Source organism: Evansella sp. AB-rgal1 (assembly GCF_041820985.1).
GTDB lineage: Bacteria > Bacillota > Bacilli > Bacillales > Salisediminibacteriaceae > Evansella.
The window spans coordinates 97,003-111,423 of sequence record NZ_JBGUAU010000016.1; the positions used below are offsets into that span (position 1 = coordinate 97,003).

14 protein-coding genes are annotated in these 14,421 nt (G+C 36.5%); 12 read left to right on the forward strand and 2 right to left on the reverse strand.

Going from position 1 to position 14,421, the window contains the following annotated elements:
- Positions 1 to 120 precede the first annotated feature (120 nt).
- From pflB to ACERII_RS14875, 7 genes are all read left to right on the forward strand, one after another.
- Positions 121 to 2,364: a formate C-acetyltransferase gene (gene pflB, locus ACERII_RS14845; protein WP_373643331.1), complete on the forward strand. Its 2,244-nt coding sequence runs from the start codon at positions 121 to 123 to the stop codon at positions 2,362 to 2,364.
- A 110-nt stretch (positions 2,365 to 2,474) separates the two neighbouring features.
- On the forward strand, positions 2,475 to 3,200 hold the full coding sequence (gene pflA, locus ACERII_RS14850) for a pyruvate formate-lyase-activating protein (protein WP_373643332.1): 726 nt from the start codon (positions 2,475 to 2,477) through the stop codon (positions 3,198 to 3,200).
- 226 nt (positions 3,201 to 3,426) lie between these two features.
- A complete protein-coding gene (locus ACERII_RS14855) occupies positions 3,427 to 4,254 on the forward strand; it encodes an endonuclease/exonuclease/phosphatase family protein (protein ID WP_373643333.1) in 828 nt (275 codons plus the stop codon).
- A gap of 69 nt (positions 4,255 to 4,323) precedes the next feature.
- The gene (locus tag ACERII_RS14860) at positions 4,324 to 4,767 is read left to right on the forward strand and encodes a GNAT family N-acetyltransferase (protein ID WP_373643334.1); all 444 of its coding nucleotides are present in this window, start codon (positions 4,324 to 4,326) and stop codon (positions 4,765 to 4,767) included.
- 130 nt (positions 4,768 to 4,897) lie between these two features.
- Positions 4,898 to 5,416, forward strand: coding sequence for an RNA polymerase sigma factor (locus tag ACERII_RS14865; RefSeq protein WP_373643335.1), 519 nt, complete (start codon positions 4,898 to 4,900; stop codon positions 5,414 to 5,416).
- Positions 5,400 to 6,932, forward strand: a complete 1,533-nt coding sequence (locus tag ACERII_RS14870; RefSeq protein ID WP_373643336.1) for a hypothetical protein — start codon at positions 5,400 to 5,402, stop codon at positions 6,930 to 6,932. Before ACERII_RS14865 ends, ACERII_RS14870 begins: the two co-directional genes overlap by 17 nt.
- Positions 6,933 to 7,137: 205 nt before the next feature.
- Positions 7,138 to 7,299, forward strand: coding sequence for a hypothetical protein (locus tag ACERII_RS14875; RefSeq protein WP_373643337.1), 162 nt, complete (start codon positions 7,138 to 7,140; stop codon positions 7,297 to 7,299).
- 352 nt (positions 7,300 to 7,651) lie between these two features.
- Here ACERII_RS14875 and ACERII_RS14880 read toward each other — a convergent pair whose 3' ends face one another.
- Positions 7,652 to 8,782 (reverse strand): glycosyltransferase family 2 protein, encoded by a 1,131-nt coding sequence (locus tag ACERII_RS14880; protein ID WP_373643338.1) that lies wholly within the window; start codon positions 8,780 to 8,782, stop codon positions 7,652 to 7,654.
- Between the two features lie 160 nt (positions 8,783 to 8,942).
- On the opposite strand from ACERII_RS14880, the gene ACERII_RS14885 reads away from it, so the two are divergent.
- Positions 8,943 to 9,728, forward strand: coding sequence for an SDR family oxidoreductase (locus ACERII_RS14885; protein ID WP_373643340.1), 786 nt, complete (start codon positions 8,943 to 8,945; stop codon positions 9,726 to 9,728).
- 45 nt (positions 9,729 to 9,773) lie between these two features.
- Here the strand turns inward: ACERII_RS14885 and ACERII_RS14890 are convergent, their stop codons facing one another.
- On the reverse strand, positions 9,774 to 10,580 hold the full coding sequence (locus tag ACERII_RS14890) for a GNAT family N-acetyltransferase (protein ID WP_373643341.1): 807 nt from the start codon (positions 10,578 to 10,580) through the stop codon (positions 9,774 to 9,776).
- A 139-nt stretch (positions 10,581 to 10,719) separates the two neighbouring features.
- On the opposite strand from ACERII_RS14890, the gene ACERII_RS14895 reads away from it, so the two are divergent.
- The 4 genes from ACERII_RS14895 to ACERII_RS14910 all read left to right on the forward strand — a co-directional run bounded on the left by ACERII_RS14895 (position 10,720) and on the right by ACERII_RS14910 (position 14,402).
- The gene (locus ACERII_RS14895; protein ID WP_373643342.1) at positions 10,720 to 11,202 is read left to right on the forward strand and encodes a GNAT family N-acetyltransferase; all 483 of its coding nucleotides are present in this window, start codon (positions 10,720 to 10,722) and stop codon (positions 11,200 to 11,202) included.
- Between the two features lie 242 nt (positions 11,203 to 11,444).
- Positions 11,445 to 11,594, forward strand: a complete 150-nt coding sequence (locus ACERII_RS14900) for a lmo0937 family membrane protein (protein WP_373643344.1) — start codon at positions 11,445 to 11,447, stop codon at positions 11,592 to 11,594.
- A 35-nt stretch (positions 11,595 to 11,629) separates the two neighbouring features.
- Entirely contained in the window at positions 11,630 to 12,547 is a 918-nt protein-coding gene (locus ACERII_RS14905) for a nucleoside hydrolase (RefSeq protein ID WP_373643345.1), read from the forward strand.
- 181 nt (positions 12,548 to 12,728) lie between these two features.
- Entirely contained in the window at positions 12,729 to 14,402 is a 1,674-nt protein-coding gene (locus tag ACERII_RS14910) for a SulP family inorganic anion transporter (protein ID WP_373643400.1), read from the forward strand.
- Positions 14,403 to 14,421: the final 19 nt, after the last annotated feature.

Here is a 14,421-nt window from a genome sequence, read left to right on the forward strand (position 1 = left end):
ACATTTATAACTGTTATTCTATGAGATAATAAGAACATGTTCATTTAACAAGTATCTCACAGTAATAAACATATAAATGTTGGAAAAGTTAAGTAAAGTATGAAAACGGAGGGGTAACAAATGGAAACGAAAGTACAATCCAATGCTTGGGAAGGTTTTAAATCTGGTAAATGGCAAGAAGACGTAGATGTTAGAGGGTTCATTCAAGATAACTATCGTCCGTATGAAGGAAATGAAAACTTCTTAGCAGATGCTACAGATGCAACGAATGATCTATGGAAGCAAGTAATGCAGTTAACAAAAGAAGAGCGTGAAAGAGGGGGAGTATATGATTTAGATACAGAAATCGTATCTACGATCACTTCTCACGGTGCAGGCTATTTAGATAAAGAAAAAGAAAAAATTGTTGGAGTTCAAACAGACGTACCTTTCAAGCGTTCTATGCAGCCTTATGGTGGAATTCGTATGGCAAAAGGTGCTCTTGAATCTTACGGATACGAGCTTGATAAAGAGGTAGAAAGAATTTTTACAGATTACCGCAAAACACATAACCAAGGTGTATTCGATGCTTACACTCCAGAAATGCTACTAGCTCGTAAAGTAGGAATCATTACTGGTTTACCAGATGCGTATGGTCGTGGACGTATTATCGGTGACTATCGCCGTGTTGCATTATACGGTGTGGACTTCTTAATGGAAGCAAAAAAGAAAGACTTTGCAAGCTTAACAGGAGCTATGACAGAAGACAAGATTCGCTTACGTGAAGAGATCTCTGAGCAATATCGTGCACTTCAAGAATTAAAAGAACTAGGCTCTATTTATGGGTTCGATATCTCTAAACCTGCAACAAACGCAATAGAAGCGTTCCAATGGTTATACCTGGGATACCTTGCTGCAATTAAAGAGCAAAACGGTGCTGCAATGAGCTTAGGTAGAGTATCAACATTCTTAGACGTTTACATTGAAAGAGACTTAGAAAATGGAGTTTTAACAGAGCAACAAGTTCAAGAGCTAGTAGATCATTTCGTAATGAAACTACGTCTAGTGAAATTTGCTCGTACTCCTGACTATAACGAATTATTCAGTGGAGACCCAACTTGGGTAACTGAATCAATCGGTGGTGTAGGTCTTGATGGTCGTCCATTAGTTACGAAAAGCTCGTTCCGTTTCTTACACACATTAAAGAACTTAGGTCCAGCGCCAGAACCAAACTTGACAGTGCTTTGGTCAACTGCTTTACCTGAAAACTTTAAGAACTATTGCTCAAAAATGTCCATTGAAACTAGCTCTATTCAATACGAAAATGATGACATTATGCGTCCAGAATACGGTGACGATTATGGAATTGCATGCTGTGTATCTGCAATGACAATTGGTAAGCAAATGCAATTCTTCGGTGCAAGAGCAAACCTTGGTAAAGCACTTCTTTATGCGATCAACGGTGGAGTAGATGAGAAAGCTAGAAAGAAAGTGGCACCAGGTTTAGAGCCAATCACTTCTGAGTATTTAGATTATGACGAAGTAATGAAAAACTATGATATCGTGCTTGAGTGGTTAGCAGAGCTTTATATTAATACGCTAAACATCATTCACTTCATGCATGACAAATACAGCTATGAAAGAATTGAAATGGCGTTACACGATAAGGAAATCCGTCGCACAATGGCAACTGGAATGGCTGGTTTATCAGTAGTGGCTGACTCCTTAAGTGCAATTAAGCATTCAAAAGTAAAAGTAATCCGTGACGAAACTGGATTTGCTGTAGATTACGAAATTGAAGGGGAATACCCTCAATACGGAAATGACGATGATCGTGTAGACGACATTGCGAAAGAAATCGTAATCAAGTTTTCAAAAATGCTTAAAAAGCATCAAACGTATCGTAACGCAGAAACAACAATGTCTATTCTTACAATTACATCTAACGTTGTATATGGTAAGAAAACTGGTAACACACCAGATGGACGTAGAGATGGCGAGCCATTCTCTCCAGGGGCGAACCCATTACACGGTCGTGACAAAAAAGGTGCTTTAGCTTCCTTAAACTCTGTTGCTAAAATGCCTTATGAGGATTCTTTAGATGGAATCTCTAACACATTCTCTATCGTACCGAAAGCGCTAGGTAGAGAAGTGGAAGATCAAAAAGCAAACTTATCTGCAATTCTTGATGGATATATGGAAAAACAAGGTCACCACTTAAACATTAACGTGTTTGATCGTGCAACTTTATTAGATGCAATGGAGCGTCCTGAGGAATATCCTCAATTAACAATCCGTGTATCTGGATATGCTGTAAACTTCATAAAATTAACTCGTGAGCAACAAATTGATGTAATCAACCGTACGTTCCACGAGAGCATGTAATAAAAATAAAAGACACCGAGAAATTCCTAAGGAGGGAAAAGGGGCTTAGGGCCCCTTTTCTACTTTTTTAGAAACTGATAGGCTGTCTAGTTTAATAGGGGGTCATATTTATGGAAGGAAGAATTCACTCTGTAGAGACGTCAGGAATGGTAGACGGACCGGGGATCCGTTTTGTTATATTCACACAAGGCTGTTTGCTACGCTGCCAATATTGTCATAACCCAGATACATGGGATAGAGCAACAGGGAATGTTGTAACAGTAGACTCATTAATTGAAGATATAAAAAGATATGTTCCTTATATGAAGTTTTCAAAAGGTGGAGTGACTGTAAGTGGTGGAGAACCGCTTTTACAGATGGAGTTTATTACGGAATTATTTAAAGAGTGTAAGAAACTAGGTATTCATACAACGATTGATAGCTCTGGTGGCTGTTATTCTAATAGCGCTATGTTCCAAGCAAACTTAAAAGAGCTACTTAAAGTGACGGACTTATTCTTAGTTGATTTAAAACATATCGATGACAATAAACACCGCAGTTTAACAGGTGTTTCAAATAAACACATCTTAGAATTTGCAAAGCTTCTTTCAGACGAAGCAGTTCCAGTCTGGATTCGCCACGTGCTAGTTCCAGGTGTAACAGATGACGAGACCGATTTGCGTAACCTCTCTGCTTTTATAAAAACATTGAAGAATGTGCAGAAGATTGAGCTACTTCCATATCATAAAATGGGAGTTTATAAATGGAAGGAATTAGGACTAGACTATCCTCTTGAAGGAGTAAATCCGCCAACAGAAGAGCAAGTGAACCGAGCAAAAGAGTTGTTGGAGATATAAAATTAGTTTTAAGTTAGAGGTAAGAGCCTGTACTGTTGAGTATGGGTTCTTTTTAGTGGTGTATTTCCAACCACGTGAATAGGGGGCTGATATGATTTTACATGAACGCCTCATGTAGCGCGAACGAGAAAGAGATCTAGTAAAAATAGAAAATATTACCTTTCTAATAATCTGATAATTCATGTAAAATGAAATATATAGATTATTTTGTTGGAGGGGGCCAATAATGATTTCTTGTGTTCTAAAAAACAAACTACTGCTCTGCATAGTAATACTAATTGGAACAGCATTTTATTATACCCACTCACAAAATAGCAGTTTTTATACATGGTATCCCTCAGAGGAAAAACTCCCGTATGGACAAGATTCAATAACAGTAGCAACTTACAACATTCAATATGGAAAAGGGCAGGATGGACAAGTTGATATACAAAGAACGATCGCGAAACTTCAATCCCTAGATGCAGATATTATTAGTTTACAAGAAGTAGAAAGATATAGTGCGCGGTCTAATTTCGATGACCAAGTGAAAACAATTGCAAAACACTTAGGCATGGAAGTAGTATTTTCCCCTTCTTTAGCATATCCGGGGTTGTATTATGGTAATGCCATTTTATCAAAATATCCAATCAAAGATACCAAGGTACTTTCCTTCGATAATAGAATGGAAAATAGGTCTGCCATTTTTTCGACTATACAGGTATCAGAAAATGAAAGCGGTTTAATACATATTGTGAATACTCACCTTGGTTTAAATAAGGAAGAGCGCCAAGATGCAATTATAGAAATATACCAAAAACTTGAGACGTTACAGCATCTTATTTTATTAATGGGCGATTTAAATTCTACTCCATCTCAAAATGAATATGAACACTGGAATGAGCTTTTAACAAAGAGTAACAAAGGTTTACCACTAAACACATTCTATATGAATGATTGGCAAATAGATTACATTTTTCATAGTAAGCATTTTACAATGAAAGATATTGCTGTTTTTGAAAGTGAAACATCGGACCATTATCCTCTCGTTGGAATTTTTCAAATAAATGAGTAAACAAGTTTACATTTCAGTTCTTTACTGTGTAAAATCGGAGGTAATACATGAAACAAAGGAGAAATAACAATGGGGTGGAATATTAAAACGTTCGAACAGCTTTCAAACCAAGAGCTATATAACATATTAAAAGAAAGAGTTAATATTTTTGTTGTGGAGCAGGAATGTCCTTATCCAGAAATAGATAGCAAAGATCAACTAGCGTATCATCTCTTTAAGGAAGAAGACGGAGATGTGCTTGCATATGCAAGAATTTTTAAAGGTGGAGATTATTACGAAGAGGCTTCCATTGGACGTGTGATTGTAATAAAAGAAGCGCGTGCAACAGGACTAGGTAGGGAGCTCTTACAAGAAGCGATCAACTTTCTACATAATGAACTAGAAGAAACGTCGATCAAAATCCAAGCTCAAGATTACTTGAGAAAGTTCTATGGTTCATTCGGGTTTGTTCCGATTTCAGAAGTGTACTTAGAGGATGGTATACCTCATTTAGATATGTTGTATAAGAAATAATGGTATGAGGGAGTTCTGACTAGATAGAACTCTCTTTTTCTTGTTTTTGAAAAATATTAAATTTTTTTTCCTAAAAATGCAACGGATTTTTTTCCCATTCGACTATTGATGTAGAAAGCGAGGTGTTGGAATGACGTGGGAGGAATTGTATATCGAATATAGTGACCGAGTTCATAATTTTATCTTATTGATGGTAGGAAATGAAGAGACTGCTGAGGATCTAACTCACGACACATTTCTGAAAGTGAAGCGTACAATTGATAACTTTCGAGGAGAATCAAGCTATTATACATGGATTATATCAATTGCTAGAAACGTTGTTTATGACTATTGGCGAAGAAGGAGGAAAATTCGTTTTTTTCCATTAAAAGAAACCCACCCTCTCAAGGACATGGAGACACCTGATGAAATATTCCAAAAAGGTGAGGTAGTAAGGGAATTATACGAAGGGATAAAAAAATTAAAGGTATCTTACCAAGAGGTTCTCATATTGCGAAAGATACAAGAGTTATCTGTCGAGGAAACTTCAGAAGTGTTAGGCTGGTCGGTAAGCAAAGTGAAGTCCACAACAATGAGAGCGATGCAGGCATTGAAGCAGGAAATGAACGTTATTCGGAAGGAGGATGATCAGTATGAAAAAAGATCGTAGTAATAAGATTTCCGATGAAGTATTTTCTGAGTTAGGAAAAACAAAGCGTTCGGAGCGGCAAAAGCGTGACACGCTAGAACGATTGAAGGATGCTCCTGAGAAGAAACCAATTCCTTATTCTTACTATATATCTATAGTATCCGCAGCACTAATCTTCCTCCTACTATACTTACCAACATTTCTAGGCACAGATATTGGGGCAGATAATGAACAAGAAGTTGAAAAGCAATGGGTAGAAAGTGAAATTTTCCCTTTAGAAGATACGCCTTATCACTTAATTGGAATAGAGGGTAGGGTTGGTTTTACTGTAGATTATGATGGAGAATCCTCCAACATCTATGCGAACGACCCATTTGAATATGATTGGTATTTCTGGGGAGACGAAGAGGAATTAACATCGAGTTTAAAGATAGAAGGTACTCATGAGAGTGGAGAAGAGAGCTACATCCTTTTAACGAATAACGGAAATCCAGTTAGACGTTGGGGATATGTTGCAGGGTTCCCGCAAAACGGTGCGGACTCTCATTTAACGATTTCAATGGAGTTTCCGAAACCAGGTTATTGGGAACTGGATGTATCTGTTACCAATGGCTTTTCTGAAAAAATTGTTGTATATGCGAAAGAAAGGCCGGAGGGGGAAGAAAGAGTTATCCTAGTGCGAGATTTATGGAACATAGATGTTTATCAACGAGCGAATGTAGGAGATGTTATTCAAGGTCTTTATAATGAAAGTTATGAGGTTGAGTTAGAGAATGCAGTTATAGCCACTATTCTTTCAGAACTTCAGGAGTTACCAGTTCATGAGACAGATGAAGATTTGATTCACCTTAAATTGCAAGATGAAATGAACTATATAAGGTTCGAAGCTAGAGATAATTATGAAACTGCGTATTTGATGTTTGCTTTTGATAAATCAGGAAATGTTTACATCCAATCTGACGAAAGTGCCTCAAAGATATATGCAGGACATATTGATAAATATTTAATTAATGACCTATTAGTGCCATTGCTAGAAGAAAAAAGAGAGGATAAAGATAGAGCAGATAAACGATTAAAAGAATCGTGTCCACAATGGGATAACGACCGAACATATTCCTTTTTCGTTGATGCGCAATCAAGAGTGTCCATACCATGTTTTGAACCTGTTCTTGATGCTGAGTCAAACATTGAAATACGCACTATCGATCGAAGGTATGGGCCAGAATTAACTTATATGGAGAGAGAAGAGAAAACACAGAGTGTTGTATTTGCTTTATATTTAATAGAGGATGCAAATATTTTTTCTGGTGGTACTGATAGCAAAACATTGACACAGGGTGATGACTACGAAATTATTGAAAGCTTCACTCCTACTGTAGATGAAGATGGAAATCCTACAGAAAGACAGATTGTAGCAAGGGGTATTGTTGATGATGTTTTTGATTTCCATATAATCTTTTATAATCAAAGAGATGATCATACTCAGGAAGAAATTGTGAAAAAGTTAATACAAGTTATCGAGGATATAAGAAGATAATTTAGTAGAGGTCAATGATTTTTAGAAAGTACTGAGAAAGGGATACGACTCCCTTTTTCGGTGCTAATAAACTATTCATATCAGTTGGTTGTTCTTACTGAATTGTAATTTCTTTATGATATAGATTAATAAAAATATGGTATATTACATTTAAATAAACTGAAAATTACCACAATAAGGAGAGTTAATAAAGGATGATGGACAAATGCACAAAACAGTAACTGATGGGAATCGTGAAGCTACTTTTACGGAAAATAAGACGGGGAAGAAGAATAATAAAGGAGTATCACAAAGAAAGTCTGCAATCTTTTCCTTATTATTTCTAGTGATATTAGTTGCAGTTATCTGGATTATTTTTTCGAGGTAATAAAAGATACAATTAGGCATGGAAGAGGTACAATTATAAGTGGATTTAGACATTGAGGGCTTAGTACCTCTTTTTTTTATGGACTTCTAGACTCTTCAAATGTATCTTCCAAAAAATAAATTTGGTAGATGACCTAAAATGGATAATTATATTAAAATATAATCAATGTAACTTATATTTTTGGGAGGTTTTTCCATGAATCCAGTGTTTATTAAGCTGAAGGCATATGGTTTGATGAAAGCTTTATTCGTGTCCTCAATGCCTTTCTCTTTGAACACCCCATTTTGTTAGGTATATACATTCTCTCTATTCCCTTTAATGTATCCACTTTCCAATTAGTAGTGAAAAACAGCTACTTCGGTTTCTTTGCTCCTCTTTTCAATTCCTTAAGAGAATAGGTTGTTCCTCTCCATTCAATACCACGCCCACTAATAGCTTTAAAAGCAGATCGCAAAATACAATAGATAAATATACAGCCATGTATAGGTACAGTACATACATGCCAAAAGGACTCGTTAATATAATGCTTGTTATATAAATAAATTCCTACATACACAACAATGGTTGCTATGTGGAAAACAAGTGCTACTGAGTTAGCCCATAGCAAACCTATGAATGGTAAAACGTGAACGAGAAAGATAACGCATGAAAAAATGAAAGCAACGAAAAGATTGTACCTCATAAATGCAAACAAATTTTTTTCAAGCCCACGAATAACCTCTAACATGTCTTCGTACCACTGAATCCGCACTAATCCCGTTCCAAATCCAAGTTGCTGCTTGAAGCCTTTTTCAACTATTTTTTTCCCGAGTTTCAAATCGTCATCAGGAGCAAGAGGTAACGCTGCGTGAGTTCCGATTTCATCGTACACAGTGCGTTTAATAAAATTAAAAGCCCCTACACCAGCGTGGCGAAGCTGGATGAAATTCCAAATTCCAATGATACTCCAATAGCTATGGAACGTTCGGTAGAAAAAAGTACCGCCTAAGTTCTCAGGCATAAGAGTAAGGTGATCTAGCCTCTTTCGTTCTGTATATTGTACCGCTTTTTCAACTGTATGTTCTGTAAAAATAACATCTCCGTCCACAAATAGAAGCCAGTCTCCAGTCGCATGTTGTGCACCCTTATACAATGCGTGATTTTTCCCTAACCAACCATGAGGGAGTTCTTTAATATGAATGGCTTTGATTATATTATTTGTAGCTAATATATCAATGATAGGACCAGTGTTATCTGTTGAGCGGTCATTAACTATGATGATTTCCATATTTTTGTAGAGTTGGTTCAATAGAGATTCTAAACATTCTTTTATATCCTTTTCTTCATTCTTCGCGGCTACGATAATAGATACTTTGTGGGAAATCTCAAAGAAATCTTCTGTTTTTTCCTTATCTAATATAACTAACTTTCGTATTCCAAAGAACCATTGCAGACTGATGAGAGTTGCACCAATAAAGATAATTGCAGATAGAATTGTATACATAAGTTTCACCTACTTTGCTTTAAACTGCTGTGAATATAAGTAGTATACCATTTTTAAACAATTGTTTAAAAACGTAGTTCTGTTATTAATAAAGGGAATTTTCATTCTAAAGTCGAAATAAGTATTCATTGTTATATTATCTCTGAAAGGGTGAGGATAGATGGGTTTTGGCTTAAAAGGAAAAAATGTTCTAGTACTAGCTTCTAGTAAAGGTCTCGGCAAAGCGACGGCTGCAGCTTATGCAAAAGAAGGAGCTAATGTTATGATCACTAGTCGTAACGTGTCTACGCTTAAGAAAACAGCAGAAGAACTAAGCACGTTTGCAGAAGGCTCTATTGCATGGATCCCTTGTGATGTTTCTAGAGCAGACGATGTGAAAAAACTAGTAGAGGAAACTGCGCAACGGTTCGGTGGAATCGATGTTCTCGTAAATAACGCCGGTGGCCCCCCTCCAGGGAAATTTGAACAGCTATCAGAGAAAGATTGGAACTTTGCTTATGAACAAAATTTACTGAGTGTTGTACGAACAGTTCAGCACGCACTTCCTTACTTAAAGGTTTCAAAGGGGAAAATTATTACGATTACATCTATGTCAATGAAAGAGCCTGTGGACGGCTTGTTACTATCCAATGTTTTTCGAATGGGAATAACAGGTCTAACTAAAACATTATCCAAGGAATTTGCGGAATACGGAATACTAGTGAATACTGTTGGACCGGGAAGAATTGATACGGAACGGGTGCAATCGCTCGATAGTAATCTTGCTGAGTCCACTGGACTGGTACTGGAAGAGGTAAAAAAGCAAATGTCAGAAAAAATCCCTCTCGGTCGATATGGAACTCCGGATGAATTTGCAAATGCCACTTTATTTTTAGGTTCTGCATTAAACACATATATAACAGGTCAAATGCTAATCGTTGATGGTGGGTTAACGAAAGCGTATTAAATGATTGTATGGAGAATATCAGGTGGAAACTTCTCCGCCTGATTTTTAACTACGCTGAATCCATATTGCTTTCGTATAAGCGATTTTCATTCCAATCCGTTCCATATTGAGTTGGCTAACACTTCCAAAGCGAGCCTGTCCAACAATGTACTTACTGTGAGAAGCTGTTGCATCAATTATGCGTTTGTGAATGAGTGCGGTATGACAGCCGTTGTTTCGGAATTCAGGCAATGTTGCAGAAGCTGCAAGTGTAGCAAAGTCATCGGTAATATATAGCACTCCAATAGCAGCAGGTATTTCATTTACACATGCTATGTAAAACTTCCAATTAGGGTTGCTATATAAAACTTTATTATTTTGGGCGACGCCATCTGTAAGAAACTCAGGCATTTGAAAACTCTTCACATATATTTCAGCAAAAAGTTGGAATTCATTTTCTTTGAGTGGACGAATGGTTATGTTCTTATCCGGGAGTTTAAGTTGTATATTGCTTGCTGGACCAGCTAACGTTGTATGAAAGTCAGTTTGATAATAACCGAGTTCTGTCAATTTTGCTAACAACTTAGGAGAGGAATGTGCAGGAGTTAATTCAAAACGACATGGAATTTCTTTTTCATGATAAAAATGAATTATATCTTTTATCTTATTCATGTCTATACTGTCTAAACCCTTCACAGTATTGTAGGAAGGACCAGGAATGTTTTTCACCGTAAAGGCAGTTGCTCCCCCGAATTTCTTAATTTCTACATTCATGGGATTGTTGGGGATGCGTTGAATCCCTTGTAATCTAGAAGTAACCATAGTTATTTCACTTTGTTCTATCTGTTTTGCGAAATCGGATGTTATTACCATGCTTTCACCTCTCAAATATTCATCGTCTTTATTATTCGAGAAAAAAATAGTGATACCTTTAAAGGAATGGAAAAAACGGGTGCAATTTTACGACCTCTATTTACTTGCTACATATCTTTTGTGAAAAAGGTGATGAAAAATGGATTTCAACTTGAAGAAAGCAACGGTAGAAGAGAAGGCAACAATAGGGAACATGATGCAATTTTATTTTTATGACTTCTCTGGTTTTATCAATATTGATGTGGAGGAAAATGGGTTCTTTGCGAAATATGATTATATTGATTCCTACTGGGAAGAAGAAAGTAGATATCCTTATTTAATAGAGATTGATGGAAAGTATGCTGGCTTTGCGTTAGTGCGTTTCATAGAGGAAGAGGATCGATCTTATTTTTCCATTGCAGAATTTTTTATCATGAAAAAATATCGTAGATCTGGATTAGGGAAGGAAGTCGCATCGGCAATTTTTGATACCCATCGAGGGCAGTGGGAAGTATTTCAAATTGTTCCCAATAAGGCAGCACAGGAGTTTTGGGTGAAGGTCATTTTTGAATATACAAACGGGAATTATACCGATCGTTTGGAAGAGGGGAAGAGGTTTCAGGAATTTACAAATTTTAAATAGCTTTAGTACAGGTGAAGACATTACCGTGGGGGTTGTGTCTTTTTCTATGTTGTGTGAAATTTAAACGATCGTTTAAATTTTGTGGAAGTAGTAAGAAAGTAAGCATCAAATTTAGGGGGATCTTTAAAATATATCCCTCTATCAAAAACAAGGACTCCCTTTTGTTTTAAATAGATGATTTCGGGAATAATTTCGAATAAGACAAGTTGAATTAATTGAAATTACGAAGGAGGTAGAGACCTATGGGTATTTTGTGGGCGATTATTGCAGTGCTGGTTGCAATCTGGCTAGCTGGAATAATATTAAATATTGCTGGTAATTTGATACACTTACTTCTTATAATTGTACTAGCGATTCTCATTTTTCGATTTTTACAACGAAAGACGAGGTGACGCTTAAGACTGTTGCTGGTTGAAGGAGCGAGAAAATGAAGAAAGTAATATTGGATGTAGACACGGGAATTGATGATGCATTAGCGATTGCTTATGCTATCAAGTCAGGACAATTAGATCTATTAGGGATAACAACAAGCTTTGGAAATGTATCTGTTGAGGAAGCTACGAGAAATACATTGCAAGTGCTTGAAGTTATGGATGCAGCCCATATTCCCGTAAGCATGGGTGCGGACAAACCTATGGCAAGAGACCACCTTAAAGGAAAGGCATTGCATGTGCATGGTGAAAATGGGTTGGGGAATGTGGAATTGCCTTTGCCAAAAGAAAGTAAGATAGAGATGTATGGAGTTGACTTCCTCCTTTCAAAGGTGAAGGAGTTCCCAAATAAAGTAACAATTGTAGCTGTAGGAGCACTGACAAATGTTGCATTAGCGATTAAAAAGGATCCAGACTTCATCCACTTGGTCGAACGCATCGTTGTAATGGGAGGAGCAGTTACAGTTCCTGGGAATGTGGTTCCTCATGCAGAAGCAAATATCTATACAGATCCAGAAGCAGCAGATTTTGTATTTCAATCAGGAGTTCCTTTAACATTAGTAGGGTTAGACGTAACGTTGCAGACGTTACTGACAAAGAAGGATGCAGAAAAATGGGCTCAATCAGATAGTCCTTTGAGTAAGTTTTTATTGAATATAAGTAAATTCTATATGAATTTTTATATGAATGAGAATGGATTAGAAGGATGCGGATTACATGATCCATTAGCGATCGGTGCAGTGCTTGACCCAAGCTTAATGAAAACAAAACCCATGTCTATTCGCGTGGATTTAAGTAAAGAATTAATCGGAAAAACATTTGAGGTTAATGGTGAAACGACTCCAAAAATTGATGTTTGTTTGGAAGTGGATGCACGGAGGTTTAAAGAGCACTTTTTAACAACATTGTCGTAAAAACAAGATTTTCATAAGATCGAATGGTGTGCAAGAGGAGAATCCCTTTCGCACACTATTTTTATGTTTAAAAAAGCAAAATAAAACCGAAAATAACATGCTATGAAGTTAACAATTTTGATGAGCAGGACACAAAATTGTCAGGGCCCTGGTCCATGACGAATTTGTGAAATTAGAGGAGGTGGTTTCATTGGAGCGTTGGTTTCCTTTTATGGAGTGGATGAAAGTATATGATGTTCAATCGAATCTAAGAGCGGATCTAACTGCAGGGTTCATTGTTGCCATCATGCTAATTCCTCAAGGCATGGCGTATGCAATGCTTGCTGGATTACCGCCAGTATTCGGATTATATGCTTCTACGATTCCATTAATCATCTATGCACTATATGGGAGTTCTCGGCATTTAGGTGTTGGCCCTGTAGCAATGGTTTCACTTCTTATTGTAACGGGAGTGTCTGAGTTAGCAGAGCCTGGATTAGAGGAATATATCTCTTATGTACTTTTACTAGCTCTCATGGTTGGGATAATTCAATGCTTGTTAGGGTTATTTAAGTTAGGAGTCATAACAACCTTTATATCTCATGCTGTTATTAGCGGTTTTACATCTGCTGCTGCGATAATAATCGGATTCAGTCAATTAAAACACCTTTTTGGAATACCGGTTGATTCACAGGGAAATGTCTTGCTTACAACATGGGAGCTTGTTCAGCGAATAGAAGATACTCATCTACCTACTTTGATATTAGGTATTATTAGTATCGTAATTATAAAGGTATTAAAAAAATGGGTACCACAACTTCCAGGAGCTATCGTAGTTATTATATTTTGCATTATAGTTGTTAGAGTATTTCAGTTAGATATGAGAGGAATGAGTATAGTAGGGAACGTACCAAGTGGATTACCTCAGCTAACCACTCCTTTTTTAAACTTTCAAGCTGTAGTGGAACTACTTCCAATTGCCTTAACTATATCCTTTATTGCATTTGTAGAAGCATATGCAGTTGGGAAAGTAATTGCAAGTAAAGAAAACTACACAATAAATGCTAACAGAGAACTTAATGGGTTAGGACTAGCGAACGTGACTACTAGCTTTTTTTCAGGTTTCCCAATCACAGGAAGCTTTTCACGTTCGGCAGTTAATTATGAATCAGGAGCAAAAACTGCCTTTGCACTAATAGTCACATCAGTAATTGTTATATTAACATTATTATTTTTCACACCAGTTTTTTATTACTTACCTCAAACAGTTTTAGCCGCAATCATTCTAGTAGCTGTTTATAAGTTAATAAATATGAGGGAAGTAATTCGTTTATGGAAGGTGAAGCGTATTGATTCTATCTCTTTGCTCATTACATTTGTTGCAACATTAACTATTAGTATTAAAACTGGAATAATGATTGGAATCATTTTTTCACTCCTAGTATATGTTTATAGAAGTGCAAAGCCACGATTAATTGAGCTTGGGTATGTAGAAAGTGAAACGAAGTTTGAAAGTATGGAAGTGGAACCGGATGCAACAAAAATTAAAGATACACTCCTTTTAAAAGTGAATGAATCTATTTATTTTGTAAACATGAACCAATTGGAAGAGGAATTGTCGAAAAAACTAAAGGAAGATTCTAATGTGATAAATATTATTTTTGACTTTTCAGGAGTTAATGATATGGATGCAGTAGCAATAAATGATTTAGAAACCTGGGTTAGCATTCAAAAGAACAAAGGTATGCATATTTACTTAGTAGCACTGAATAAAACGTTGAAGAACTTGTTTGAAAAAGCCGGGTGGATAGAAAGAGATCGATCTGTACTCCAATTCAGTTCCATAGAAAACGTCCTGCGAATAAAAAAGACATAAAAAATTCACGGGTCTGGTC